This window comes from Kitasatospora sp. NPDC008115, from assembly GCF_042957205.1.
GTDB lineage: Bacteria > Actinomycetota > Actinomycetes > Streptomycetales > Streptomycetaceae > Kitasatospora.
The window spans coordinates 24,790-50,408 of sequence record NZ_JBIBHU010000030.1 but is presented as its reverse complement, the minus strand read 5'-3'; the positions used below and the strand labels follow the sequence as shown (position 1 = coordinate 50,408).

Annotated in this window: 25 protein-coding genes; 15 read left to right on the top strand and 10 right to left on the bottom strand. The window is 73.4% G+C overall.

The annotated features are described in order from the left end of the window. The first annotated feature begins 73 nt into the window (after positions 1–73). Together ftsH and folE are read left to right on the top strand one after the other, a co-directional pair. Positions 74–2,122 carry an ATP-dependent zinc metalloprotease FtsH gene (ftsH, locus tag ACFZBX_RS30535; protein WP_391537059.1) on the top strand — a complete coding sequence of 683 codons (2,049 nt, stop codon included), beginning with the start codon at positions 74–76 and terminating at the stop codon, positions 2,120–2,122. A 108-nt stretch (positions 2,123–2,230) separates the two neighbouring features. Beyond that, positions 2,231–2,836: a GTP cyclohydrolase I FolE gene (gene folE, locus ACFZBX_RS30530; RefSeq protein WP_380751668.1), complete on the top strand. Its 606-nt coding sequence runs from the start codon at positions 2,231–2,233 to the stop codon at positions 2,834–2,836. Here folE and ACFZBX_RS30525 read toward each other — a convergent pair. Both ACFZBX_RS30525 and ACFZBX_RS30520 read right to left on the bottom strand, forming a co-directional pair. Next, positions 2,823–3,638, bottom strand: coding sequence for a ferritin-like domain-containing protein (locus tag ACFZBX_RS30525; protein WP_391537058.1), 816 nt, complete (start codon positions 3,636–3,638; stop codon positions 2,823–2,825). The two genes, folE and ACFZBX_RS30525, sit on opposite strands and share 14 nt — an antisense overlap. A 126-nt stretch (positions 3,639–3,764) precedes the next feature. Then, positions 3,765–4,919 carry an alpha/beta hydrolase gene (locus ACFZBX_RS30520; RefSeq protein WP_391537057.1) on the bottom strand — a complete coding sequence of 385 codons (1,155 nt, stop codon included), beginning with the start codon at positions 4,917–4,919 and terminating at the stop codon, positions 3,765–3,767. A 377-nt stretch (positions 4,920–5,296) separates the two neighbouring features. On the opposite strand from ACFZBX_RS30520, the gene ACFZBX_RS30515 reads away from it, so the two are divergent. The 7 genes from ACFZBX_RS30515 (at position 5,297) to ACFZBX_RS30485 (ending at position 11,840) form a co-directional block, all read left to right on the top strand. After that, positions 5,297–7,135: a phosphatidylglycerol lysyltransferase domain-containing protein gene (locus tag ACFZBX_RS30515; RefSeq protein WP_391537056.1), complete on the top strand. Its 1,839-nt coding sequence runs from the start codon at positions 5,297–5,299 to the stop codon at positions 7,133–7,135. A 112-nt stretch (positions 7,136–7,247) separates the two neighbouring features. Then, a complete protein-coding gene (folP, locus tag ACFZBX_RS30510; RefSeq protein ID WP_391537055.1) occupies positions 7,248–8,120 on the top strand; it encodes a dihydropteroate synthase in 873 nt (290 codons plus the stop codon). A 24-nt stretch (positions 8,121–8,144) separates the two neighbouring features. Next, on the top strand, positions 8,145–8,645 hold the full coding sequence (locus ACFZBX_RS30505; protein WP_380295698.1) for a nuclear transport factor 2 family protein: 501 nt from the start codon (positions 8,145–8,147) through the stop codon (positions 8,643–8,645). Positions 8,646–8,903: 258 nt separating this feature from the next. Next, positions 8,904–9,263: a dihydroneopterin aldolase gene (gene folB, locus ACFZBX_RS30500; RefSeq protein WP_030309935.1), complete on the top strand. Its 360-nt coding sequence runs from the start codon at positions 8,904–8,906 to the stop codon at positions 9,261–9,263. 58 nt (positions 9,264–9,321) lie between these two features. Next, the gene (gene folK, locus ACFZBX_RS30495; RefSeq protein WP_391537054.1) at positions 9,322–9,921 is read left to right on the top strand and encodes a 2-amino-4-hydroxy-6-hydroxymethyldihydropteridine diphosphokinase; all 600 of its coding nucleotides are present in this window, start codon (positions 9,322–9,324) and stop codon (positions 9,919–9,921) included. Positions 9,922–10,127: 206 nt separating this feature from the next. Next, positions 10,128–10,622, top strand: coding sequence for a DUF3180 domain-containing protein (locus ACFZBX_RS30490; RefSeq protein WP_391537053.1), 495 nt, complete (start codon positions 10,128–10,130; stop codon positions 10,620–10,622). A 123-nt stretch (positions 10,623–10,745) separates the two neighbouring features. Next, on the top strand, positions 10,746–11,840 hold the full coding sequence (locus tag ACFZBX_RS30485) for a hypothetical protein (protein ID WP_391537052.1): 1,095 nt from the start codon (positions 10,746–10,748) through the stop codon (positions 11,838–11,840). An 83-nt stretch (positions 11,841–11,923) separates the two neighbouring features. On the opposite strand, the gene ACFZBX_RS30480 is transcribed toward ACFZBX_RS30485, so the two are convergent. Together ACFZBX_RS30480 and ACFZBX_RS30475 are read right to left on the bottom strand one after the other, a co-directional pair. Continuing rightward, positions 11,924–12,499 (bottom strand): TerD family protein, encoded by a 576-nt coding sequence (locus ACFZBX_RS30480; protein WP_391537051.1) that lies wholly within the window; start codon positions 12,497–12,499, stop codon positions 11,924–11,926. Positions 12,500–12,615: 116 nt separating this feature from the next. After that, entirely contained in the window at positions 12,616–13,104 is a 489-nt protein-coding gene (locus ACFZBX_RS30475) for a hypothetical protein (RefSeq protein WP_391537050.1), read from the bottom strand. Positions 13,105–13,181: 77 nt separating this feature from the next. Here ACFZBX_RS30475 and arfB point away from each other — a divergent pair, with 77 nt between their 5' ends. Further along, positions 13,182–13,616, top strand: a complete 435-nt coding sequence (gene arfB / locus ACFZBX_RS30470) for an alternative ribosome rescue aminoacyl-tRNA hydrolase ArfB (RefSeq protein WP_391537049.1) — start codon at positions 13,182–13,184, stop codon at positions 13,614–13,616. 7 nt (positions 13,617–13,623) lie between these two features. Here arfB and ACFZBX_RS30465 read toward each other — a convergent pair whose 3' ends face one another. Beyond that, complete coding sequence (locus tag ACFZBX_RS30465; protein WP_391537048.1) at positions 13,624–14,160, bottom strand: flavin reductase family protein; 537 nt, start codon at positions 14,158–14,160, stop codon at positions 13,624–13,626. A gap of 389 nt (positions 14,161–14,549) precedes the next feature. On the opposite strand from ACFZBX_RS30465, the gene ACFZBX_RS30460 reads away from it, so the two are divergent. Both ACFZBX_RS30460 and ACFZBX_RS30455 read left to right on the top strand, forming a co-directional pair. Next, positions 14,550–16,394 carry a diguanylate cyclase domain-containing protein gene (locus ACFZBX_RS30460; protein WP_391537047.1) on the top strand — a complete coding sequence of 615 codons (1,845 nt, stop codon included), beginning with the start codon at positions 14,550–14,552 and terminating at the stop codon, positions 16,392–16,394. A 171-nt stretch (positions 16,395–16,565) separates the two neighbouring features. Beyond that, entirely contained in the window at positions 16,566–17,543 is a 978-nt protein-coding gene (locus ACFZBX_RS30455) for a hypothetical protein (RefSeq protein WP_391537046.1), read from the top strand. Positions 17,544–17,612: 69 nt separating this feature from the next. Here ACFZBX_RS30455 and nagA read toward each other — a convergent pair whose 3' ends face one another. Beyond that, positions 17,613–18,785, bottom strand: coding sequence for an N-acetylglucosamine-6-phosphate deacetylase (nagA, locus tag ACFZBX_RS30450; protein ID WP_391537045.1), 1,173 nt, complete (start codon positions 18,783–18,785; stop codon positions 17,613–17,615). Then, the gene (locus ACFZBX_RS30445; RefSeq protein WP_391537044.1) at positions 18,782–19,729 is read right to left on the bottom strand and encodes an ROK family protein; all 948 of its coding nucleotides are present in this window, start codon (positions 19,727–19,729) and stop codon (positions 18,782–18,784) included. Before ACFZBX_RS30445 ends, nagA begins: the two co-directional genes overlap by 4 nt. Positions 19,730–20,079: 350 nt before the next feature. Here ACFZBX_RS30445 and ACFZBX_RS30440 point away from each other — a divergent pair, with 350 nt between their 5' ends. Then, positions 20,080–21,363, top strand: coding sequence for an extracellular solute-binding protein (locus tag ACFZBX_RS30440; RefSeq protein ID WP_391537043.1), 1,284 nt, complete (start codon positions 20,080–20,082; stop codon positions 21,361–21,363). A 28-nt stretch (positions 21,364–21,391) separates the two neighbouring features. On the opposite strand, the gene ACFZBX_RS30435 is transcribed toward ACFZBX_RS30440, so the two are convergent. Then, positions 21,392–21,742: a cupin domain-containing protein gene (locus ACFZBX_RS30435; RefSeq protein ID WP_380751716.1), complete on the bottom strand. Its 351-nt coding sequence runs from the start codon at positions 21,740–21,742 to the stop codon at positions 21,392–21,394. A gap of 103 nt (positions 21,743–21,845) precedes the next feature. Between ACFZBX_RS30435 and ACFZBX_RS30430 the strand changes: the two genes are divergently transcribed. Beyond that, positions 21,846–22,112 (top strand): DUF3263 domain-containing protein, encoded by a 267-nt coding sequence (locus tag ACFZBX_RS30430; RefSeq protein WP_391537042.1) that lies wholly within the window; start codon positions 21,846–21,848, stop codon positions 22,110–22,112. 67 nt (positions 22,113–22,179) lie between these two features. Further along, a complete protein-coding gene (gene otsB, locus ACFZBX_RS30425) occupies positions 22,180–23,040 on the top strand; it encodes a trehalose-phosphatase (protein WP_391537041.1) in 861 nt (286 codons plus the stop codon). Here the strand turns inward: otsB and ACFZBX_RS30420 are convergent. Both ACFZBX_RS30420 and ACFZBX_RS30415 read right to left on the bottom strand, forming a co-directional pair. Beyond that, positions 23,015–24,493, bottom strand: a complete 1,479-nt coding sequence (locus ACFZBX_RS30420; RefSeq protein ID WP_391537040.1) for a trehalose-6-phosphate synthase — start codon at positions 24,491–24,493, stop codon at positions 23,015–23,017. The genes otsB and ACFZBX_RS30420 overlap by 26 nt on opposite strands. 38 nt (positions 24,494–24,531) lie before the next feature. Then, positions 24,532–25,539 carry a glucosyl-3-phosphoglycerate synthase gene (locus ACFZBX_RS30415; protein ID WP_391537039.1) on the bottom strand — a complete coding sequence of 336 codons (1,008 nt, stop codon included), beginning with the start codon at positions 25,537–25,539 and terminating at the stop codon, positions 24,532–24,534. Between the last annotated feature and the right edge of the window lie 80 nt (positions 25,540–25,619).

Below are 25,619 nucleotides of genomic sequence, written 5' to 3'. Positions count from 1 at the left end.
AATGCGCCGGCGGCCCACAGCCACGCGGCGCCGTTGAGTGGCAGGAGGGACGGGGCGGCAACGCCCCGCATGGATGGACGTCAAGCGATACTTCCGTGCGCCGATCATGTGGATCGTGCTGGCCGTCCTCGCCGTCATCGTGCTGATGCAGGTCGTTTCGGATTCGAACGGCTACAAGACGGTGGACACCGGGCAGGTCGTCGCAGCGATCGACGCGAAGCAGGTCAAGTCGGCGCAGATCACCACAGGTGACTCGAACACCATCAAGATCCAGCTGAAGGACGGCTCCAAGCTGCCCGCCGTGGGCACCGGCAAGCCGCAGTCCGGCAGCAAGTTCCAGGCCTCGTACATCGGCGACCAGGGTGTCGCGATCGCCGACAAGCTGCAGGCCCAGATCAACGACAACGACCAGAGCACGCTCTCCGAGGGCTACACCATCAGCCCGGAGAAGCAGAGCACCCTCGTCAGCCTGCTGCTGTCGATGCTGCCCATCGTGATCATCGTGCTGGTCTTCCTGTTCCTGATGAACCAGATGCAGGGCGGCGGCTCGCGCGTCATGCAGTTCGGCAAGTCCAAGGCCAAGCTGCTCACCAAGGACACCCCGAAGACCACCTTCTCCGACGTCGCGGGCGCCGACGAGGCGGTCGAGGAGCTCCACGAGATCAAGGAGTTCCTCCAGGAGCCGGCCAAGTTCCAGGCGGTCGGCGCCAAGATCCCCAAGGGCGTGCTGCTCTACGGCCCGCCCGGTACCGGCAAGACCCTGCTGGCGCGTGCCGTCGCGGGCGAGGCCGGCGTGCCGTTCTACTCGATCTCGGGCTCGGACTTCGTCGAGATGTTCGTCGGTGTCGGCGCCAGCCGCGTCCGCGACCTCTTCGAGCAGGCCAAGGCGAACGCCCCGGCGATCGTCTTCGTCGACGAGATCGACGCCGTCGGCCGGCACCGCGGCGCGGGCCTCGGCGGCGGCCACGACGAGCGCGAGCAGACCCTCAACCAGCTGCTGGTCGAGATGGACGGCTTCGACGTCAAGGGCGGCGTCATCCTGATCGCCGCCACCAACCGCCCGGACATCCTGGACCCGGCGCTGCTGCGCCCGGGCCGCTTCGACCGCCAGATCGCGGTCGAGCGCCCCGACCTCCAGGGCCGTCTGGACATCCTCAAGGTGCACCAGAAGGGCAAGCCGATCGCGCCCGACGTCGACCTCTCGGCCGTCGCCAAGCGCACCCCCGGCTTCACCGGTGCCGATCTGTCGAACGTCCTCAACGAGGCGGCGCTGCTGACCGCCCGCTCGGACAAGAAGCTGATCGACAACAACATCCTGGACGAGGCGATCGACCGCGTCGTGGCGGGTCCGCAGAAGCGCACGCGGATCATGTCCGACAAGGAGAAGAAGATCACCGCGTACCACGAGGGCGGTCACGCCCTGGTCGCGGCGGCCTGCCAGTACAGCGACCCGGTGCACAAGATCACCATCCTGTCCCGCGGCCGGGCCCTCGGCTACACCATGGTGCTGCCGGAGGAGGACAAGTACTCCACCACCCGCAACGAGATGCTCGACCAGCTGGCGTACATGCTGGGCGGGCGCGCGGCGGAGGAGCTGGTCTTCCACGACCCGACCACCGGTGCCTCGAACGACATCGAGAAGGCCACCGCCACCGCGCGGGCCATGGTCACCCAGTACGGCATGACCGAGCGGCTGGGCGCGATCAAGTTCGGCAGCGACAACTCGGAGCCGTTCCTGGGCCGTGAGATGGGCCACCAGCGGGACTACTCGGAGGAGGTCGCCGGGCTGGTCGACGAAGAGGTCAAGAAGCTCATCGAGTCGGCGCACAACGAGGCCTGGGAGATCCTGGTCGAGAACCGCGACGTGCTCGACAACCTGGTCCTGGAGCTCCTGGAGAAGGAGACCCTCAACAAGGAGCAGATCGCCGAGATCTTCGCCCCGATCGTCAAGCGCCCGGCCCGTCCGGCCTGGACCGGCTCCGCCCGCCGGACGCCGTCCACCCGCCCGCCGGTGCAGTCGCCCAAGGAGTTGGCGCTCACCAACGGCGCCACCGCCGAGGCCGGCCCGGCCGACGTGGTGAAGCTCCCGCCGCTGCCGGTGGAGCCGCCCGCCGAGGACTGATCGGCGGCCACCGACCGGAATGGATGCCGCGTCACCGGGGTTTGTACCCTGGAGGCGCGGCATCCGTGCTGTTCAACCCTTGTTCGTCAACCAGTTAGCGAGGCCCGCATGATCGACCCGGTGACGCTCGACGGTCCGCCCGCCGTCGGCACCTTCGACCAGAAGCGGGCTGAGAACGCGATCCGCGAGCTGCTGCTGGCCGTCGGCGAGGACCCGGACCGCGAGGGGCTGCTGGAGACGCCGGCCCGGGTGGCGCGGGCCTACAAGGAGATATTCGCGGGCCTCTGGCAGGAGCCCGAGGACGTCCTGACCACCACCTTCGACCTCGGCCACGACGAGATGGTGCTGGTCAAGGACATCGAGCTGACCTCCGTCTGCGAGCACCACCTGGTGCCGTTCCGCGGCGTCGCGCACGTCGGGTACATCCCGTCCACCAACGGCAAGATCACCGGTCTGTCCAAGCTGGCCCGGCTGGTCGACGTCTACGCCCGCCGGCCGCAGGTGCAGGAGCGGCTCACCAGCCAGGTCGCCGACGCGCTGATGCGGATCCTGGAGCCGCGCGGCGCGATCGTCGTGGTCGAGTGCGAGCACATGTGCATGTCGATGCGCGGCATCCGCAAGCCCGGCGCCAAGACCATCACCTCCTGCGTGCGCGGCCAGCTGCGCGACCCGGCCACCCGGGCCGAGGCGATGAGCCTGATCATCGGTCGCTGACCGGGCCGGGCCCGGGCTCGTGCCCGTGCTCGGTGTGCGGCGGCGCCGGGGTGCCCAGCGCGTTGCGGCGCTCGGGCATCCGCAGCCGCACCATCCGCCGCCAGCCGTACAGCAGGTCGTACAGGTAGAGCGCGTGGACGCCGGCCGTGACCACGGCCAGCTGCCAGCGCGGCCACCGCAGGATCCGCGCCATCCGGGACGTCACCGCCAGGCCGACGTCCCGGTGGGTGCGGATCTCGCCGCGGGCGCTGGTCTCCAGCACGTGCCGGATGTACGGCCCGTGGCCCTCGGCGGCCAGCCGCAGCAGCTCCTCGTGGCAGTAGGCGAGGTGGTTGTCCTCGTCCGCCGAGATCATCCGCATCGCCCGGCCGAGGTCGGGGTTGTCCCCGTAGACCTTGACGAGCTGGCGCATCTGCTCGGCCGCGCGCTGCTCGGTCACCCGGCTGTGCGCCAGGTAGGTGATGATCTCGCGGTCGGTCAGCGGGACCGGGGCGGTCAGCCGCTCGTGGGCGAGGCCGACGCCCTGGCGCTCCAGCAGCATGCAGTAGTCGGCCTCGGCGGGGACGTCGACCTTCGGCAGCCCGCGCTTGTGGAGCAGCTGGGCGAAGATCCGGCCGTGCTTGCGCTCGTCGGCGCCGTGCCGGGCGATCTTCGGAGCGAGCACCGGGTCACGGGTGAGCTCGGTGATCCGCTCGTTCTCCCACCCGCCCTGGTCCTCGCCGCCGGCGGCGATGCTGCAGAACAGCTGGTAGGCCTCGTCGTTGCGGTAGATCTCGTCGAAGAGCGATCGGGTGCTGAGCATGGGGCCTCCTGCCCGGATCCGGGGCGGCACCGGCCGTCGTTCGGCCGGGGCGGTCGAGATACGTCCCCCGTGGCGGCGGGCACCGTGCCCGACCCGCCGGTAGTCACCCGGCTGGGGGCGTCCGGGTCAGCCGAGGTGGTGGCCCATCCACTCCAGCGAGGCGGGCAGCTCGCGCACCCAGCTCTCGAAGTTGTGGCCGCCGTCGTCCAGGTACATCGACTCCGCCTGGAACTGCGGATTGGCGGCGGCGACCTGCTGGGCCAGCTCGACGAACTGGACGGTCTGCGGGTAGTCGGCCTCCTTGCGGGTGGAGACCACCAGCATCGACACCGCCGGGGCGGGCAGGTTCTGCAGCCGCCAGGCGAGGTCGCTCTGCTCGGCCAGCGACCGGTCCCCGCCGAACAGGCTGCCGCCGGTGAACTGGTCCTCGTTGACCTTGAAGTCGGCGTGCAGACCGCCCGCGCTGCCGAAGACGGACGGGAAGCGCATCGCCAGCCGCAGCGCGCAGCTGCCGCCGGTGGAGTAGCCGAAGACGCCCCAGGAGGCGGGGGAGCGGCCGATCCGGTAGGCGGAGCGCAGCGCCTCGGGGACGTCCTTGGTGAACCACGTCTCGGTGCGCGGCCCGCCGGCGACGTCCACGCACTCGGTGTTGCGCGGCGGGGCGAGGGTCGGGCGGGCCAGCACCACGATCGTCGGCTGCATCCTCCCGGAGCGCTGGAGCTCCGCGGCGGTCTGGATGACCGGCAGGTCCTTCATCAGATTGAGCGTGCTGCCGGGGTAGCCGGCGACGGCCAGCAGCACCGGGAAGCGGGTCAGGCCGAGCTTGGGGTCGAAGTACTCCGGCGGCAGGTAGACGAACATCTGATCGGACAGTCCGGTCTCCTTGCCGTTGACCCGGACCGACTCGACCTTTCCGGCCTCCTCGGGTGCCCCTTTGGGCAGGTCCCCCACCGTTTCCATGCCGCCCTCGTCGGTCGGCGCGAGCAGGGTGTCGTCGGCCGGGACGCCGCCCCTGTGGTTCTCGCTGCTGGTGAGGGCGAGCTTGGTGCCGCCGGGACTGAGCAGGTCGTCCCATGAGGTGTAGAAGCCGAACGCGTTGTTGACGCTGAGCGCCAGCACCGCCAGCACGGTGGCCTGAGTCACCGTCAGCAGCACCACCCGCCCGAGGACCGGCAGCAGCCGCTGTCGCGCCAGCCTGGGCCAGACCCAGAGGGTGGTGAGGAGCGCCGCCGAACCCAGGGCAAGCAGCGAGTTCATCAGCGCGTCGCTGGTCAGTTCCATACCGTCGGCCTTCCGGTGGGACACTGTCGGTGCAGGCTTCATCGTCTGGCGGTGCGTCAGTGGCGGCCACCGCGGCTAGGCTGTCCGGACGCCGGGAGGGCCCCGGGAGGCCGGCGGCGCGCAGACGCAACCGACGCCCTAAAATGCGGCGTCCACCGTACGTAGGACGTACGCGGGGGCCCGTCGCGCCACGCGGTGAGGGGCTCCGGCGCCCACCCCTCGGCTCAATTCGCAGTGCCCTCAGGGCGCCGGTTCACCCTTCGTTGCCGGTTCCTTGGTGTGCGTATTGCCTGATGAAGGAAAAGGCATGAAGGTCCATCACGGCTCCCGTCCAGGAGTGGCCGGACACCCCGACGCAGCCCCTACGCTGAAGCCCCATGAGCGTTCCCGTGTCCGTTGAGCCGAGCCCCGAGCAGCCGCTGCGCCGTCGCGGCCTGCAGACGCTTCGTACCCAAGCGGCCGCCGTTCCGAGGGCCTGGCTGCCCGGCGCGGTCGGTTACGCCTGTCTGCTGATCGGGCTGGTGGACATCGCCAGCGCGGTGTTCCCCAAGCTCCGGCACACCAAGGTGCACACCTTCGCCGGGCAGCTGCCCGGCGGCACCACCACGCTGGCCGCCGCCGGCACCCTGATGATCGGCCTGCTGCTGGTGCTGCTCGCGCACGCGCTGCGCCGGCGCAAGCGGCGCGCCTGGCGCGCGGTCTGCGTACTGCTGCCGGTCGGCGCGGCGCTGCACCTGCTGCGCTGGCACCAGCTCGGCCCGGCGGTCATCTCGCTGGTGCTGTTCGCGGTCATGCTGATCCACCGGCGTGAGTTCTACGCCAAGGCCGACCCCCGCACCCGCCGGCGCGCCGTGGTCAACCTGGTCGTGCTGGGCGCCGTCGGCATCCTGCTCGGCCTGCTGATCGTCAGCACCCGGACCAGGTACGAGCTGGGGCACCCGGGCCTGTACCAGCGGCTGGAGCACGTCGTCTACGGGCTGTTCGGCTTCGAGGGGCCGGTGCACTACAACTCGGACCGGATCGAGGACCTGGTCGGCTACCTGCTCGGCGCGATGGGCCTGATCACCGCCCTGACCACCACCTACCTGGCGCTGCGCCCGGAGAAGCCCAAGCCGGAGCTGACCGCCGAGGACGAGGAGAAGGTCCGGGGGCTGCTGGAGCGGCACGGCGAGCGGGACTCGCTCGGCTACTTCGCGCTGCGCCGGGACAAGAGCGTGCTGTTCTCGCCCACCGGCAAGGCGGCGATCTCCTACCGGGTGGTCTCCGGCGTCATGCTCGCCTCCGGCGACCCGGTCGGCGACGTCGAGGCCTGGCCCGGCGCGATCAAGGTGTTCATGGCGGAGGCCCGCGAGCACGCCTGGGTGCCGGCCGTGATGGGCTGCAGCGAGGTCGGCGGCGAGGTCTGGACCCGCGAGGCGGGGCTGGACGCGCTGGAGCTGGGCGACGAGGCGATCGTCGACACCGCGACCTTCTCGCTCTCCGGGCGGGCCATGCGCAACGTCCGCCAGATGGTCAAGCGGATCGAGCGCAACGGCTACTCCTGCCGGGTCCGCCGGGTCGCCGAGCTGACCCGGGAGGAGAAGGCGCGGATCGCCGACGCCGCGGCCCGCTGGCGCGGCACCGACACCGAGCGCGGCTTCTCGATGGCGCTCGGCCGGTTCGGCGACCCGGGCGACGACGACTGCGTGGTGGTGACCGCCCACAAGGCGCCCGAGGAGGGCGAGGGCGGCGACGACCTCAAGGCCGTGCTGCACTTCGTGCCCTGGGGCACGGACGGCATCTCGCTGGAGCTGATGCGCCGTGACCGGGCGGCCGACCCGGGTCTGAACGAGCTGCTGATCGTCGCCGCGCTGCAGGCCGTCCCGGCGATGGGGGTGCGCCGGGTGTCGCTGAACTTCGCGATGTTCCGCTCGGCGCTGGCCCGCGGCGAGCGGATCGGCGCCGGCCCGGTGCTGCGCGCCTGGCGCGGGCTGCTGGTGTTCCTGTCGCGCTGGTTCCAGATCGAGTCGCTGTACAAGTTCAACGCGAAGTTCCAGCCGGAGTGGGAGCCGCGCTTCCTGGTCTTCCCGAACAACCGCGACCTGCCCCGGATCGGCTTCGCCGCGATGCAGGCGGAGGCCTTCATCACCCTGGGCATGCCCCGCTTCGGCCGCAGGCCGCAGCGCGAGGGGCTGCTGGCGGGCAGCGCCCGGCCGGAGGTCTCCGAGGCCGCCTGAGCCGTACGGCGAACCGCGCCGGCCCCCGTCGAGGACCTTCCCCGGCGGGGGCCGGCCGCTTCCCCGGGGTGGGTGCCGGGTGACTGGGCGGGGGCGGTCAGATAATGGGGGTATGAGCAATTCGGCGCCCTTCCCGCTGCCGCCCGGACTGCCGCGGCTCGACCGCTGCGCCGTCATGGGCGTGGTCAACGTCACCCCCGACTCCTTCTCGGACGGCGGGCTGTGGCACGACCCCGCCAAGGCGATCGCCCACGGGCTCGCGCTGCGCGCCCGGGGCGCCGACCTGGTCGACGTCGGCGGGGAGTCCACCCGCCCCGGCTCGCAGCGCGTCCCCGAGGAGGAGGAGCTGCGCCGGGTCGTCCCGGTGGTCCGGGAGCTGGCCGCCGCCGGGGTGGCGGTCTCCGTGGACACCATGCGGGCCTCGGTGGCCGAGCAGGCCGTCGAGGCCGGGGCGCTGGTCGTCAACGACGTCTCCGGCGGCCTGGCGGACCCGGCGATGGCCCAGGTGGTGGCCGAGACCGGCGCGCCGTTCGTGGTGATGCACTGGCGCGGGCAGTCCGCCGACATGGACCGGCTGGCCGTCTACGACGACGTGGTCGCCGACGTGGTCGGCGAGCTCGCCGCCCGGGTCGACGCGCTGCTCGCCGCCGGGGTCAAGGAGGACCAGCTGATCCTCGACCCGGGGCTGGGCTTCGCCAAGACCTCCGCGCACAACTGGGCGCTGCTCGGCCGGCTGGACGCGCTCACCGCGCTGGGCCGCCCGGTGCTGGTCGCCGCATCGCGCAAGCGGTTCCTGGGTACGCTGCTGGCCGACCCGGAAACCGGGGAACCGCGCCCGGCCCGGGAGCGCGACGACGCGACCGCCGCGGTGTCGGTGCTGTCGGCTCAGGCCGGCGCCTGGGCGGTGCGGGTGCACGACGTGTCCGGCACGGCGGACGCCGTCCGGGTGGTCGCGGCCTGGCAGCGCGCGGCCCGGCAGGGGTGAGGGCTTGGCGAAGACGGGAGGGTCATGGCGGGTGACGGCAGGTTGAGCGGGGAGACGGCGGGCCGACGGGCCGGCGGAGCGGACCGGGAGGCGGTCCTGGCCGCCAACCGGGCGCTCTACGAGGCGCTGGAGACCGGCGACCTCGCGGCGGTCGAGGACGCCTGGCTGGGTGCCGGCGAGGCGGACGACAAGGGGGGCGTGGTCTGCGTCCACCCCGGGTGGCCGGTGCTGCGCGGACGGGCCCAGGTGACCCGCTCGTACATGCTGATCATGGCGAACACCGAGTACATCCAGTTCATCCTCACCGACGAGGAGGCGGAGGTGCACGGCGATGTGGCCCTTGTCACGTGCACCGAGAACATCCTTTCCGGCGGCGAGGCCGAACAGGAGGGCGAGCTGGGGCCGCTGGTCGGCGGAAAGGTCGTGTCGACCAATCTCTTCCGGCGCACCCCGGCCGGGTGGAAACTCTGGTCGCACCACGGTTCACCCGTTCTGACCAGCGCCGACGAGGACGACGAGGACTGATTCCGGGCTGCGGCGGGAAATCACCGGAAAAGGTGGCCGGGCGGTGGCCGGGGAATTCCCGACTGGTCACCGAACGTTCACGTCAATCGCCATTCCGGTGTGCGTGGCGACGGTTCGTGCCGGGTAGGACGGTCAGGTGTTGTCGGCGCGCGCGGGTAGATTCGAAAAGGTCAGCGGCGGGCTCGACGCCCGTCCCCGCCCCGTCCGCCACGCTTGTCCGGGGCGGGGCCCGTCCGACTGGGAGCAGTGATTCGTTTGCTGGACCGCGTCACTCTGCGGGGCCTGCGTGCCCGCGGCCACCACGGCGTCTTCGAGCGCGAGCGGGCCGAGGGCCAGACCTTCGTGGTGGACCTGGTGCTGTACCTCGACACCCGCCCCGCCGCCGCGGGCGACGACCTGACCCGCACGGCGCACTACGGGATCGTGGCCGAGGAGGTCACCGCGATCATCGCCGGTGAGCCGGTCGAGCTGATCGAGACCCTGGCCCAGCGGATCGCGGACCAGTGCCTGAAGCACGAGCCGGTGGAGGAGGTCGAGGTCACCGTCCACAAGCCGGACGCCCCGATCACCGTGCCGTTCGACGACGTGACCGTGACCATCCACCGGACCCGCGGATGACCCGCACCGTCCGGCCGGTGCCCGCCGCAGGGCCCGTCAAAGCCATAGGGGAAGTCCGATGACCGCAAGTGACCCGACCGCCGCGCCGAGCGCCTTCGACCTGGAGCAGCGGGTGGACTCGGTCGACACCACCCTGCACAGCCAGCGGTTCGCCGTGATCGCCCTCGGCTCCAACCTCGGCAACCGCCTGGACACCCTGCAAGGGGCCGTGGACGCCCTCGCCGACACGCCCGGGCTGAAGGTCAAGGCCGTCTCCGCGGTGTACGAGACGGACGCCGTGGGCGGCCCCGCCGAGCAGCCCGCCTACTACAACGCGGTCGTGGTGCTCCGCACCTCGCTGCCGCCCCGCGACCTGCTGGAGCGCGGCAACGCGATCGAGGACGCCTTCGGCCGGGTGCGCACCGTCCACTGGGGCCCGCGCACCCTGGACGTCGACATCCTGGCCTACGAGGGTGTCGTCAGCGACGACCCGCTGCTGCTGCTTCCGCACCCGCGCTCGCACGAGCGGGCCTTCGTGCTCGCCCCGTGGCTGGACGCGCAGCCGGACGCCGAGCTGCCCGGGCACGGCCCGGTGGCCGGGCTGCTGGCGGCGCTCGGCGGCCCGGACGCCCAGGGCGTCCGGCGGCGCGACGACATCCGGCTGACCCTGCCGGAGTAGCCGCGGCCGGGCCCGCGCGCCGGCCCCCTCGCGCCGGCATCCGCGCACCGGCCCCGTACGCCGGATCCGCGCAGGCCGGGGAACTCGCACGGGGCCGCCGGCCGTACCCATAGGTGTCCGCCCCGGTCCGGGAACCCCCCGGGCCGGGGCCCGGTACGGTGGCCTGACGCCGCCGTACCCGCCGCCCGGGAAAGGACCTCGTCCGAGTGAAGCCACTTCGCCTCCGTCTGCTGATCGGCATCACCGCCGCCGCGACGGCGCTGTCCTGGGCCGGCGCCAAGCTGTGGGCCTCCCTGGACACGCTGCCCGCGGTGCCGGGCGCGGCGCCGGTGGTGCTGGCCGCGGTGGCGGTGATCCTGCTCGCGACCGCGATCTCGCTGCGCTCGCGGCTGAAGGCGGCGCGCGAGCGGCAGCCCGGGGCGAAGCGGGTGGACCCGCTGGGCGCGGCCCGGGCGGTGGTGCTCGGACAGGCCAGCGCACTGGTCTCCGCGGTGGTCACCGGCGTCTACGCGGGCGCCGGGATCTACCTGCTGGGCGAGCTGGACATTCCGGCCCGCAAGGACCAGGCGATCACCGCGGGCTTCGCGGTGCTGGCCGGGGCGGCCGTGATCGCGGCGGCGCTCTGGCTCCAGCACGTCTGCCGGCTGCCGGAGAACCACGACGACCCGGGCGGCCACGGACCGGCGGCCACCCACCGCTGACCAGCTCCTTTTCGGTGATCTTGAGTGATTTTCCGGATGCGTCCGGTAAAACCGGCGCGCTGTCAAGGGCCGAACCGGACCCTGGGCTGACACGGCCCCAATTCGCACGCTAGTTTCTTGAGCATGTCTCGCGGACGCCACCGTCATTCCTCCGTCCTCGGCCGGGTCTTTCCCCCCACCGCCGCCGGCGTGCTCATCGTCGCCGCTCTGGGGGCGCTGCTTTTCAGTCAGGACACCTCGCTGGTCCGCTCGGTGGGCGTGGCCGCGGTGCTCGCCACGCTCGGGTTCGCCGTCCTGCTGCGCCAGCGCGACCGGGCCGCGCGGGCGGCGGCCGAGGTCTCCGTCGCGCAGCGGCTGCGGGCCGAGGAGCAGTTCGAGGAGCAGCTCGCCGAGGCCGAGTACGCGGCCGAGGTGGCCGAGGAGCGGGCCACCCGGTTCGGACGGCGGCTGACCGCCGAGAAGTCCCGGCTGGCGAAGGCCGAGACCGAGATCGCCCGGCTGCTCAAGGAGCGGGCCGTGACGGTCGCCGAGCAGGCGCTCAAGGAGGCCGAGGCGGCCCAGCGGGCGCTCGCCGCGACCCGGCCCAGGCACCCGGCCAGTCCGGCCGCGTACGTCCGCGCGGCGGCCGTGCTGCGGCAGCTGGAGCGGCGGGCGCAGCAGCAGGAGGCGCAGCGGGAGCAGGAGGCCCGGCGGGAGGCGGAGCGCGCGGCGGGCGCGGAGGTCGCGCTGCGGGCGCGGACGGCGCCCGCGACCACGTCCGCGCCGGCGGTTCCGGCGGATACGGCCCGGCCGGTGCTGACGGCGACCGTCGGCCAGCTCGGCGGCGTGCCCGCCGTGCCGCCGGTGCGGGCGGCCGAGCGGCAGCGTCCGCGTCCGGCGGCCTCCCCGGCCCCGCGTCCGCAGGGATTCAGCTTCTTCGGCCGGGGCGCCGGTGCGGCGGTCCGCCCGGCGGCTCCGGCGCCGGCCGTGCGCAGCGTCGAGGAGCTGGGCGAGCGTGCGGACCTGGCGGACGTGGTCGGCGACGAGGCGATCGCCGCCCAGGCGCTGGAGCAGGAGCAGGCGCGGACCCGGGAGCAGCCGGTGGTGCGGGCGACGGCCGCGGAGGCGCAGACCCAGGTGCTGCCGCAGGTCCAGGACGCCGGCCCCGGCGTGGTCGACCTGACCCCGCACGACGAGACCGAGCAGATCGAGGTCCCCGAGCTGCGCGCCTCGCGGTAGCGGCGGCGGGCCCCGGAAACGGCGCGGCGCCCGCCCCGCCGGGTGGCGGGACGGGCGCCGGACGGCCCGTGGGTGCGGGAGCGTCAGATCTGGACGCCGAAGTCCTGGGCGATGCCGGCCAGGCCGGAGGCGTAGCCCTGGCCGACCGCGCGGAACTTCCACTCGGCGCCGTTGCGGTAGAGCTCGCCGAAGATCATGGCGGTCTCGGTGGCGGCGTCCTCGGAGAGGTCGTAGCGGGCGATCTCGGCGCCGCCGGCGGCGTTCGCCACGCGGATGTAGGCGTTGCGGACCTGGCCGAAGTTCTGGGACCGGGCGACGGCGTCGTAGATCGAGACCGGGAAGGTGATCCGGGCGGCCTCGGCCGGCAGCGAGGCGAGGTTGACGTTGATCGCCTCGTCGTCGCCGGCGCCCTCGCCGGTGCGGTTGTCACCGGTGTGGACGACGGTGTTGTCCGGGGTGCTGGTGTTGTTGAAGAAGACGAAGTGGCTGTTGGACAGCACCTTTCCGTCCGCGTTCAGCACGATCGCGCTGGCGTCCAGGTCGAACTCGGCACCGGTGGTGGTGCGGACGTCCCAGCCGAGGCCGACGGTGACCGCGGTCAGGCCGGGGGCCTCCTTGGTCAGCGAGACGTTGCCACCCTTGGAGAGGCTCACTGGCATGGTGTGTGCAGTCCCTTCGATTTGCTTGTTGCCGGGGATAACGCGGGAACCTGCGGAGATGGTTCCGCGCGGCCGGGCCTTTTCGGCCCGTTGGCAAGGTTTTGGGTATTCCCCCGTCAGACCCGTCGGAACCGGCCCTGGAGCTCCCAGATCGCCGGGTTGTCGGCGAGGTCCGGGTGCATGTCGAAGAGGTCGGCGAGGGTGTCCTGGAGGAAGTCGCGCGCCTCGCGGCGCAGGTCGCCGTGGCGCACCACGGCGGGCGGCTCGTCGGGCAGCCAGGTGGCGGTGACCTCGACCCAGTTGAAGCGGCGGGCGAAGCGCAGCAGCTCGGTGTTCTGGGTGAAGTCGAGGTCCGCGGTCTGCACCCGGGCCGCGCGGCCGCCGGCCGGGTCGCGGTCGAGTTCCTCGACGATGTCGCACAGCGCCCAGGCGAAGTCCAGCACCGGGACCCATCCCCAGGCTGTGGACAGTTCCGCGCCCTCGGCGTCGAGGTAGACGTCGCCGCAGAACAGGTCGTACCGCAGCTCGCGCACGCCCGCGGTCCGGTAGTCGGTCTGCGGGGGGTCGGGGAAGCGGTTGGAGAGGGAGTAGCCGAGCTCGATCACAGGGACATTGTCGGGGCTGTCCGGTCCTGGCCGGATAACCGGGTGACCGGCGTGGCCCGGCGCGGGATGATGGGCGCATGCCCGAGCCCATCCGCGTACGGGGGTCGGTGGTCGTCCCCGACGCCGAGCTCGTCTGGCGCTTCTCGCGTTCCTCCGGCCCCGGTGGCCAGCACGTCAACACCTCCGACACCCAGGTCGAGCTGCGCTACGACCTGGCGGCGTCCGCCGCGCTGCCCGAGGTGTGGAAGCAGCGCGCCCTGGAGCGGCTGGCGGGCCGGCTGGTGGACGGGCGGGTGCTGGTGGTCCGCGCCTCCGAGCACCGCTCGCAGTGGCGCAACCGGGAGGTCGCCGCGGCCCGGCTGGCCTCGCTGCTCGGCGAGGCGACCGCGCCGCCGCCGAAGACGCGCCGGGCGACCAGGCCCAGCCGGGGCATGGTCGAGCGCCGGCTCACCAACAAGCGGCACCGCTCCGAGCTGAAGCAGGGGCGGCGCGCCCCGCGTGGCGAGCAGTAGGCCCGGCTCAGCCCAGGGTGCGGTAGCCGCCGCGGAAGTAGAGCAGCGGGCGGCCGCCCGGGTCGGGGACGGTGGCCTCCAGGACGCGGCCGAGCAGCAGGGTGTGGTCACCGGCGGCTATCCGCTGCTCGGTGCGGCACTCCACGGTGGCGAGCGCGCCGTCGATCAGCGGGGCTCCGCTGTGCGGGCCGCGGTGGTGCGCGGCGTCGGCGAACAGCAGCCGGTCGCTGAGCCGGCCCTTCATGGCGAACCGCGAGCCGAGCGCCTTCTGGCCCTCCGACAGCAGGGAGACGGCCCAGGTGTCGGTCCGGGAGAGCACCTCGTCCATCCGGGAGTCCTCCCGCACGGAGATCAGGACCAGCGGCGGCTCCAGCGACACGGAGAGGAAGGACGTGGCGGTCATGCCGATGTCCTCCCCGTCGTCCGGGTCGTGGACGGTCACCAGGCTCACACCTGCGGCGAGCTGGGAGAGCGCCGCCCGGAACTCGTCGGGGGTCGCTTGGGAGGCAGCTTCGGGCTGCGGGGACGGGTACACGTACCGCACGGTAGCCCGCGGCCGGGGGAAGCGACATCGGGCCCTGGTCGTAGGACCAGCGGCGCAGTTTCCGTTCGGCCCGCCGGGGCCCGGAGAAAGGTTACGGTCCGCGCCCGGCCTCACTCCCATGAGTGAAGCGGAGGGCCTGCCCGGCGGTCAGCCGGCTACAGCTCGGGGGCCTCGCGGCCGACCACGGGAAATGTGCCGATGGGCCTCTCTGTCCCGGTATGGGACAGATGAACTGATTAAGGGTGCATTAGTCTTGTGTGATTTAAGTCACAAGTGCTGACCTATTGCTGACCGAGCGTGCCGAACGCTGTGCTCCCTGTGATTCAGTTCTTCTGGCAATCGGACGATAACCAATCAAGACCTATCCGAAGCAGCCGGGGAGCCCCCGCATGGAAGCCGAGTCGGAGCCGTACGTCCGTCTCGCGACCCTCCGCACCTTGCACCGGGTCGTGGCGGACCTCAACGCTGCCCGCAGCCTGGCGGGAACGCTGCAGGCCGTGGTCGAGGGCGCGGTGCACGGACTCGGTTTCGACGCCGCCGCGGTCAGCCTGGTGAGGCCGGACGGCGACCTCGTGGTGGCGGCCGTCTGGGAGCTGGAGGAGAGCGCCATGGGCGGCCCCGCCGTCCTGCTCGGCCAGGTCGGCTCCCGCGAGTCCTGGGACCGGCTGCTCGGCGTCAGCGACCACTGGGGCACCCTGCGCTTCCTCCCCTACGACCGCGGCTGGGCGGTCGCCAGCGACATCCCGCGCTGGATCGGGGACGGTCCGATGCCCGTCTACGCCAATGACTGGCACCCCGCCGACGGCCTGCTCGCCCCGATGTACAGCGCCGGCGGCGACCTGCTCGGCGTCCTCTCGGTGGACCGCCCGCGCAGCGGCAAACGCCCCGGCGCCTGGACCCGCGAAGCCCTGGAGATGTTCTCCCTCCAGGCCTCCATCGCGATCGGCAACGCCCGGCTGCGCGCCGAGATGCAACGCGCGCTGGCCCGCCTGGAGAAGGAGCAGCAGGCGCTGCGGGCCAGCGAGGAGAGCTTCCGCCAGGCCTTCGAGTACGCCCCCAGCGGGATGGCCATCACCGAACTGCACGGCGCCGGGCGCGGCCAGCTGACCCGCGTCAACGACGCGCTCTGTCGTCTGCTCGGCCGCCCCCGGGCGGTGCTGCGCCAGCAGAGCTTCGCCGACCTCGTCCACCCGGACGACCGGGCGCTGCTGGAGCGCACCAGCGCCGAGAGCGGCCGGGCGGAACTACGGCTCTCCCGCCGGGACGGCGGCTACCAGTGGGTGTGCCTGCGGAACTCGATCGTGGCCGACGCCGCCGAGGGCCCGAGCTTCCTGCTCACCCACGTCGAGGACATCGAGGACCGCAAGCGGCACGAACTGCAGCTGGCCCACCGGGCCAGCCACGACGCGCTCACCGGCCTGCCGAACGGCGCCGAGCTCAAGGCCAGACTGGGGCGCCGGCTCTGCGGGCAGCCGCAGGAGGCCGTCGCCGCCGGGCACCAGGGCGGTCCCGCCGACACCGGCAACGGCGGCACGGGGTACGGCGCCGGGTACGGGAGCGACGGGTACGGCGCGGCCGGCTACCCGGAGAGCCTGTTCGGAGACTCCTACCGCCCGGCCGGCCACGACGGCCCGGAGACGGTGCCCGGCCACCGCCCGCCGGACGGGTTCCCGGCGACCGCCGATGCCGCGGCCGCCGGGGCGAACGGGTACGGCGAGCACGTCCACGCGGTGGTCCCGGCCGACCACGGTCCGGGCGGGGAGCTGCGCTCCGGCCCGTTCCGCTCGGGCGCCGCGGCGGCCTCCGTCGAGAAGGGGCTCGCGGTGATCTTCTGCGACCTCGACGGCTTCAAGTCGATCAACGACCGGTTCGGCCACAACGCCGGCGACGCCGTCCTGGTCGAGGTCGCCCGCCGGCTCAGCGCGGCCGTGCGCGACGGCGACACGGTGGCCCGGCTCGGCGGCGACGAGTTCGTGGTGCTCGCCGACGGCATCGGCCGCGACGAGGCGAAGGACCTCGCCCACCGGCTGCGCAACGCGATCATCCCGCCGATGCGGATAGACGGGCGGGGGATGCGGGTCGGCGTCAGCCTCGGCATCGGCTGGGCCGGCTGCGGGATGAGCACCGAAGAGGTCCTGCACACCGCGGACGAGCGGATGTACGACGAGAAGCGGGCCCGCGGCGGCGCGGTGCGCGGGGCCCGCGGCGAGCGCTCGCACCGGCGGGCGGGCTAATCCGCGGCCGCCTTTCGGAGCGGTCCGGGGCGGGCGGTTACCCGTCGGTTGTCAAGGGGTCTTTTCGGGGCGTCCGCGGCGGCAGGTAGGGTTCCGGGGTACGAGCGACCACGACCAGCGCCGACGGCACGGCAGCCCGGCGGCGCGACCGCGATGGGGGAGTTGACCACCGTGACCACCGCCGGCAGCAGCGGAGCGCCCCAGGGCCCGGAGGAAGGCGCCCCGCAGGACGACGATCCCTTCGGCTACCTCTACCGTCCGGCCGACGGCGGCTCCGGTCAGCAGACCGAGCCGCAGCAGGGCGTGCCGCGCACGCCCTACAGCCGCCCGATGGAGGTCGGCCGCGCCCAGTACGGCCAGCAGCCGCGCCCGCAGCAGCCCTACCCGCCGCAGCCCGGCTACCCGCAGCCCCAGCCGCAGCAGCCGTACCCGCCGCAGGGCGACTTCGGCTCCGCCCCGACCCAGCAGACCCGCTACGCCGAGCACTCCCGCCCGCAGCCGGGCGAGGAGCGCCCGCCGAGCGGCGGCCGGGGCAAGGGCGCGGTGATCGGCGCGGTCGCGGTGGTCGCGGCCGTCGCGATCGGGGCCGGGATCGCGCTGTCCGGCGGGGACGCCGACGACAACAAGAACGAGGAGGCCAAGGGCGGCACCGCCGCGGCGAGCGCCCCGGCCACCCCGGGCGGCGCCACCGGGAGCGCCGACCCGACGAGCGCCGCCGCGTCGGCCACCCCCTCGGCCACCGCCTCCGGCGGCCTGGGCCCGGTGGACGCCAGTCAGCTCCAGGGGCAGAACGCGCCGTCGGCGAACACCGTCAAGGGCACCAAGTCGGCCGACGGCAGCTACCTGACGCTCAACCCGGGAGGGACGGTCACCTGGACCGGCGACCTGGCGGCGGCGGGTACGTACAAGTTCACCGTGCACTACAACAACCCGGGCGCCGACGTGCGGGCGACCATGGCGGTCAACGGCAAGGACTGGCCGAGCGGCGCGAACCTGAAGAACTACTCGCCGGGCAAGGAGCCCGCCTCCTCCTGGTTCAACACCTACATAACCCCGCCGATGCAGGCGGGGACCAACACCATCGTGATCTCGCTGCCGCCGGGCAGCGGCACGATCCTGATCGACCAGGTGGTGCTGGAGGCGGCGTAGTCCCGCGCAGCACGACGGCCGCCCGTTCCCCGAGGGGAGCGGGCGGCCGTGTCGTGTGCGGGGTCCGGGTCAGGCGGCCGCGATCGGGGCGAAGCGGTCGCCGCCGGTGATCCACTCGCCGCGGCGCATCACGGCGACCAGGTCGTAGGTCGTGGAGTCGAGGACGGCGAGGTCGGCGAGCTTGCCGGGCTCCAGGCTGCCGATCCGGTCGGCGAGGCCGAGCAGCCGGGCCGGGACGGTGGAGAGCGACTCGACGGCCTGGTTCAGGCCGAGGCCGTTGACCGTCACCGAGCGCTTGAACGCCACGTCCAGGGTGAGCGTCGAGCCGGCGATCGCGCCGCCCTCGACCAGCCGGGCCACGCCGTCCTTGACCTCGACCTGGAGCGGGCCGAGCGGGTAGAGGCCGTCGCCCATGCCGGCCGCGCCCATGGCGTCGGTGATCAGGGCGACCCGGGAGGCGCCGGCGGTGCCGTAGGCGAGGTCGAGCACGGACGGGTGCAGGTGGACGCCGTCGTTGATCAGCTCGACGGTGACCCGCTCGTCCTCCAGCAGCGCCACGATCGGGCCGGGCGCGCGGTGGGCGATGCCGGGCATGGCGTTGAACAGGTGGGTGGCGACGGTGGCGCCGGCCTCGATGGCCTCCAGCGTCTTGGCGTAGTCCGAGTCGGTGTGGCCGACGGCGGCGATCACGCCGAGGTCGGCGAGCATCCGCACGGAGTCGAGGCCGCCGGGCAGCTCGGGTGCCAGGGTGACCATCCTGGCGTGGCCGCGGGCGGCGTCGACCAGCTTGCGCACCAGCGCCGGGTCGGGGTCGCGCAGCAGGTCGGGGCGGTGGGCGCCGCAGCGGTTGTGCGAGATGAACGGGCCCTCGAAGTGGATGCCGGCGAGGACGCCGTCCTCGACGAGCTCGGAGAGCACGGACGCCTGGCGGGCCAGGTCGTCGATCTCGCCGGTGACGGTGGAGGCGACCGTGGTGGTGGTGCCGTGTTCGAGGTGGGTGCGGGCGACCTGGAGGGCCTCCTCGGCGATGCCGGAGGAGTAGGACGCGCCGCCGCCGCCGTGCACGTGCAGGTCGACGAAGCCGGGGACCACGGTGTAGCCGGTGAGGTCGAGGTCGCCGGGCGTGGCGGAGCCGCCGAGACCGGCGATCCGGTCGCCCTCGACGGCGAGGCGGTCGCCCTCGACGACGCCTCCGGGCAGGACCAGCCGGGCGCCGGTCAGTGCGAGTCGGTCCGCGGTCACGCGGTCACCTCCATGGAGAGCAGATCCCAGGCGAGCAGGCCCGCGCCCAGTGACGCGGCGGTGTCTTTGAGCATGGCGGGAACGACCTCGGGGGGCATCTGGAAGGTCAGCCGCTCGGTGACCGCCGCCCGCAGCGGGGTGAAGAGGGTGTCCCCGGCCTCGGCCAGCCCGCCGCCGACGATGATCCGGGACGGATCGAGCAGGCTCTGGGCGAGGACGATGCCGTCGGCCAGGGCGTCCACCGCGTTCCGCCAGACCTCGACCGCGCGCGGGTCCCCGGCGTCCACCGCGACGGCGCAGGATGCCGCGTCGGCGTCGGGGTCGCCCACGGCCTCGGCCCAGGCGCGGGAGACGGCGGAGGCGGAGGCGAGGGTCTCCAGGCAGCCGCGGGCGCCGCAGCCGCACTGCGGCCCGCCGGGGCGGACCACCACGTGGCCGATCTCGCCGCCGTAGCCGTGGGCGCCGCCCTCGATCCGGCCGTCGATGCCGATGGCGCCGGCGATGCCGGTGCCGAGGGCGATGAACAGGAAGCGTCCGACACCCCGGCCGCCGCCGAGCCGGCCCTCGGCGAGGCCGCCGGTGCGCACGTCATGGCCCAGTGCGACCGGCATCGTGCTGCCGTCCGGACCGGCCAGGCGCTCGCCGAGCAGCTTGCGCAGCGGCAGGTCGCGCCAGCCGAGGTTGGCGGAGAAGACCGCGATGCCGTGCTTCTCGTCGATCGTCCCCGGGACGGCGACACCCGCCGCAAGGGGCGCGGCGCCGAAGCGGCTGCGGCCTTCGTCCGCCAGGTCGGCGGCGAAGTCGAGGATGGCGGCGACCACGGCGTCCGTGCCGTGCTCCCGCCCGGTCGGGCGGCGTGCTTCGAACAGCACGGAGCCGTCCTGGGCGAGCAGCGCGGCTTTCATGCCGGTGCCCCCCACATCGAGTGCGATGACGTGCTTCACGGAGGACAGTTTCCCTTGACCAGGTCTAAGAGGTCTAGTCCAGTTGTCGGATTGGTCTGGTCCAAAGGGGTGAGCTTTGTCGCAGAAGCATGCGGTGTGAGGCACTTTGCGCGAACCCCTCGACGGGACCCCGGGCGGGGGCGGGGACGGGTTTTGCGGGTCGGATCCGCGGATTTCGTTGCGTGCTGCGCAACAACTCCCGCACTTCGATAACTACCCGGCGCCCCGGCCCCGGAGGTGTGGACCACCGTGCGCCCGGTTTGGCACCCTTGCGGCCTCCCACGGCCGGATCCGCCCCCTCCGATCCGGTTCGTTCCACCCCAGGATCCCCCTCGAAGGCGGTACCCGCGTTGGACAGACGCGCTCAGGTCCCCACCCGGTCGTTCGGCGTCGTGCTGGCCGCGACCCTGGCCGGAGCACTGGTGCTCACCGGCTGCGGCGGCCAGGACGACGGCCCCGTCACCCTCAGGCTGGTCGCGGCCGACTACGGCGAGAGCGCGGAGACCAGCTCCAAGCTGTACTGGGACGACCTCGCCCGCCGCTTCGAGGCCGCCAACCCGGGGATCAGGGTGAACGTCGAGGTGTCGAGCTGGACCGACATCGGCAAGCGGGTCGACGAACTGGTGCGCACTGGCAAGTCGCCCGACCTGGTGCAGACCGGCGGCTTCGCCGACCAGGTCGCCGCCGACCGGCTGTACCCCGCCGCGGACGTGCTCTCGCTGGAGACCCAGGCCAACCTCAAGGAGTCGTTCTCGCACGCGGGGCAGGTGCTCGGCACGCCGTACGGCATCCCCTTCGTCTCCTCCTCCCGGGTGCTCTTCTACAACAAGGCGGTCTTCCAGAAGGCCGGCATCGCCCAGCCGCCGGCCACCTGGAACGAGCTCAAGGCGGCGGCCGAGAAGATCAAGGCCAAGGTCCCGGGCGTGGTGCCGTACGGGCTGCCGCTCGGGCCCGAGGAGGCGCCCGCCGAGTCGATGCTCTGGACGCTGAGCGGAGGTGGCAGCCTCTCCGACGACGTCGGCAACTACACCATCGACAGCACCCAGAACCAGGCCACCTTCAACTGGCTGAGGACCAATCTGGTCACCACCGGTCTGACCTACCCCGAGCCCGGCAAGATGAACCGCACCCCGGTGTTCAGCGACTTCGCGGCCGGCAAGGTGGCGATGCTCAACGGCCACCCGACGCTGCTGCGGATGGCCGCCAAGGGCGGGATCGACTTCGGCACCGCGCCGATCCCGAAGAAGGACGGCCTGGCGAAGACCGGCAGCCTGGGGGTGGCCGACTGGATGATGGCGTTCAAGGCCAACGGGCACAAGAACGAGATCCGCAGCTTCCTGTCCTTCGTCTACACGAAGGAGAACCAGCTCAAGTTCGACGAGACCTACAACCTGCTGCCGGTCACCCAGGACGCCTTCGACGCGATGACCAGGGACCCCGGGCACGAGGACCTCAAGCAGTTCGCGGCCGGCCTGGGCAACGCGAGCTTCTACCCGTTCGGCGACCCGGCCTGGGTGGAGGTCTCCAACCGGATCAAGGCCGGCATCGGTCCGGCGGTGACCGGCGACGCCAGGCCGGTGCTGGAGGAACTCCAGCAGGCGGCGGTCAAGGAGGCGGCCCGGCTCCGCAAGTGAGTCCGGGCCGGGCGGGCGTCCGCGGGCGTCAGTAGCTGATCGTGTAGACCTTGCGGAGCGTCTCGTGCACGGTCCAGGTGGTGCGGTCGCCCGCCCGGAGCACCCCGCACACGCCCGGGCCGAGCTCCAGCGTCGGGCCGCCCTCGACCTCGACGGTGGCCCGGCCGCTCAGCACCGTGAACACCTCGTCCGCCTCGACGTCGGTGGCCACGCCCGGCGTGATCTGCCAGACGCCGCTCTCCCCGGCGGCGGAGCCGGTGAGCACCAGGGCGGACACCTCGGGGGTGCCGGAGACGATCTGCGCCGGGTCGAGCGGGTCGGGGACGAGTGCGGCGGTCGGGACGTGCAGGGCGAAGGCGGTGGTCGGCATGCTGGTCATGGGGCCGACGCTAGCCGCCGGCCCGGGGCCGCACAGGACGCAGAGTGTGTCGGGTCCGCGGGGGAGAATGACACTCCGTAGTGATGGACGGAGGTGGGCCCGGATGGGCGCGGACGAGGAGACGGCACCGGAACCGGGCGCGGTCGGCGGCCTGGACGAGCGGGACCGGGCCGTGCTGGCGCTGGAGGCCCGCTCCTGGCGGACGGCCGGCGCCAAGGAGCGCGCCGTCCGGGAGGAGCTGGGGCTCTCCAGCACCCGGTACTACCAGCTGCTGAACGCGCTGCTGGACCGGCCGGAGGCGCTGGCGCACGCGCCGGTCCTGGTCAACCGGCTGCGCCGGGTCCGGGACGCCCGCCGGGCGGCGCGCTAGGTCCTCCCCCCGGGGGGCGGCACGGCCCGACGGGTGACCTCCGGCCGGGGTGGGTACGGTGCCAGGCATGGGCCTTGCCGAGATGACGCGACCGCTGACGGATGCCGGGCGCGTGGGGCTGACGGCGCTTCTCGCCGTGCCGCGCGACGCCGTGATCGCCCTCGACTTCGACGGGACGCTCGCCCCGCTCGTCCCCGACCCCAGCCGGGCCAGGGCGCACCCGGGCGCGGTGCCCGCGCTGCGGGCGCTGGCGCCGCACATCGGCACGGTCGCCGTGGTGACCGGCCGCCCGGCCGGCCTGGCCGTGGAGTACGGCGGGCTCGCCGGGCTCGACGGCGTGGTGGTGCTCGGGCACTACGGCGCCGAGCGCTGGGAGGGCGGCCGGCTGACCGCGCCGCCGCCGCACCCGGGCGTGGCCGCGGTGCGCGAACGGCTGCCGCGGGTGCTGGCGGAACTCGGTGTGCCGGAGGGCACCTGGGTGGAGGACAAGGGCCGCTCGGTGGCCGTGCACACCCGGCGCGCGGTCGGGCCGGTCGCCGCGTTCGAGCTGCTGCGCGGGCCGCTGGAGGGGCTGGCGGCCGAGCACGGGCTGGTGGTGGAACCGGGCCGGCTGGTGCTGGAGCTGCGGCCGCCGGGGGTGGACAAGGGGGCGGCGCTGACCGGGCTGCTGCGCGAGCGCGGCGCCCGCTCGGTGCTCTACGCGGGCGACGACCTCGGGGACGTCCCGGCCTTCGCGGCGGTGGAGAAGCTGCGCGGCGAGGGCCTGGCCGGGCTGCTGGTGTGCAGCGGCGCGGCGGGCGACGTGCCCGACGAGCCGGTGCGCGAGCTCGCCGACCGGGCGGACCTGGTGGTCCCGGGCCCGGCCGGCGTGGTGGAACTGCTCGGCGCGCTGGGGGAGGAGCTCAGCCGCCCGGCCGCAGGGCGTTGAGCTGGTCCAGGAACCACTGCTGGGGCGGCAGCGCCGTCGCGGCGGCGGCCAGCCGCTCGGTGCGGTCGGCGCGCTCGCCGGCCGGCATGGTGAGCCCGGCGTGCAGCGCGTCGGCGGTGGCCACGATGTCGTACGGGTTGACGCTCAGCGCGTCCTCGCCGAGTTCGGCGTGTGCGCCGGCCTCCCGGGACAGGACGAGCGCGCAGCCCCGGTCGGAGACCACCGGGACCTCCTTGGCGACCAGGTTCATGCCGTCCCGGATCGGGTTGACCAGGGCCACGTCGGCCATCCGGTAGGCGGCCAGCGAGCGCGGGAAGTCGTCGTCGACGTGCAGGATCAGCGGGGTCCAGTCCGGTGTGCCGAACTCCGCGACGATCTCGGCGGCCAGCGCCCGCACCTGGTCGGTGTAGGCCCGGTACTCGGCGAGGTCGGTGCGGGACGGGTAGGCGAAGGCGATGTGCACCACCCGGTCGCGCCACTCGGGGCGGGTGCGCAGCAGGTGCCGGTAGGCCAGGAAGCCGCGGACGATGTTCTTGCTCAGCTCGGTGCGGTCGACCCGCACCACGGTGCGGCGCTCGCCGACGGCGGTGCGCAGGGCGGCGAGCCGTTCGTCGACGTCCGGGCGGTGGGCGCGCTCGCGCAGGAAGTCGGCGTCGGCGCCGAGGCCGTGCACGCCGAGCGCGGTGGTGCGGCCGGCGTGGGTGACGGTGAGCGCCTCGCGGTCGACCGCCGCGCCGAGGAACCGCTCGCAGCAGTCGGCGAAGGCGAGCGCCCAGCGGCGGGTCAGGAAGCCCGCCCGGTCGGCGCCGAGGATGCCGGTGAGGACGGTGGCGGCGATGTCGTCGGGCAGCAGCCGCAGGTACTCGGGCGGTGCCCAGGGGGTGTGCGAGAAGTGGCCGATCCGCAGGTCGGGGCGGGCGGCCCGGAGCAGCGCCGGGACCAGCGAGAGGTGGTAGTCCTGCACCAGGACGGCGGCGCCGGGGGCGGCCTCGGCGGCGAGCGCCTCGGCGAAGGCGGCGTTGTAGGCGGTGAAGGCCTCCCACTCGGTGCGGAAGCCGGTGTCGAAGGCGGGGGCGGTCGGGGTGTTCCAGAGCAGGTGGTGGACGAACCAGAGGGTCGAGTTGGCGATGCCGTTGTAGGCGCGGGCGAAGGTCTGCGGGTCTATGTCCAGCATCCGCACGGCCTGCCCGCCGACGTCGTGGCCGGCCCGGTCGAGGCGGCCGTCCGGGGCCTGGCGGGCGGCCCGGCGGTCGGCGTCGGAGAGGGCGGCGCAGACCCAGACGGCGTCCGGGTCGTCGATGGCGGAGAGCCCGGAGACCAGGCCTCCGCCGCCTCTGCGGAGGGTCAGCGTGCCGTCGTCCGCGGTGCCGAAGGACACCGGCCCCCGGTTGGACGCCACCAGAACGGGGGCGGCGCCGGTCGGATTCGAACGCTCGGTCGTGTCAGGGCCCATGGTTGGTTGGTTGCCGGGGGTCCGGGGCGGCAAACGTGTCACCGCCGGGTGGCGTATTCGGGGACGGTGTGCATCGGGGGGCGTTCGGTGGCGGTGACGGGGTGGGTGTGGGCGGTGAAGGCGCGGGTGCCCGGGTCGCGGGTGAACTGGGTGAGCCGGGGGTGGACCAGGTCGGCGGAGGCCTTGAGCCGGTGGGTGCGGTCGAGCCGTTCCAGCGCGGTGCGGTAGATGGTGGCGGCCATCCGGCCGAGTGCCTGGCCGTCCTGGTGGCGGTGGTGGCGCACGCCGACGTCCACCTGGGCGAGCGCGTCCAGGCCGGCCGTCTCCAGGGCGTCGACCAGCAGGCCGAGTTCGACGCCGTAGCCGGTGGGGAAGGGCAGCCGTTCGAGCAGCGAGCGGCGGGCCGCGTACTCACCGCCGAGCGGCTGGACGAAACCGGCGAGTTCCGGCCAGTGCAGGTTGAGCAGCGGGCGGGCGACCAGTTCGGTGACCCGGCCGCCGCCGGCCGGCACGACCGCGCCGTCGGTCTCCAGCGGCCGGTCGTACATCGCCTTGACCAACTGGATGTCCGGCTCGGTGAGCAGCGGGCCGATGATCCCGGAGACCAGGGCGGGGTCGAACTCGCGCAGGTCGGCGTCGACGAAGCAGACGATCTCGCCGCGGGTGACCAGCAGCGAGCGCCAGAGCACCTCGCCCTTGCCGGGGGCGGCGGGCAGCCGGGGCAGGATCGCGTCGCGGTGGACCACGGTGGCGCCCGCCTCGGCGGCGACCGCGGCGGTGGCGTCGGCGGAGCCGGAGTCGACCACCACCAGCTCGTCGACCAGCGGCAGCCGCTCCATCAGCTCGCGGCGGATGACCCGGACGATCTCGCCGACGGTGGCCTCCTCGTCCAGCGCGGGCAGCACGACGCTGACCGTGCCGGCCGGGCCGAGCGCCCGCTTGGCCGCCGGCAGGGTGTGCACCGGGCGGTCGGCCGCGCTCCACGAGCGACGGCGCAGCCAGGACGCCGTCTCGGGGAGGAGCTCGGGGGTCGGTTCGGCGGGCAAGGTGCTCTCCTCGGCGGGGTCGGGTACGGGGTCCGGTGGGACGGGGCATCTCGCGTGGCGGACGGTGCCGTTCGGGGTTG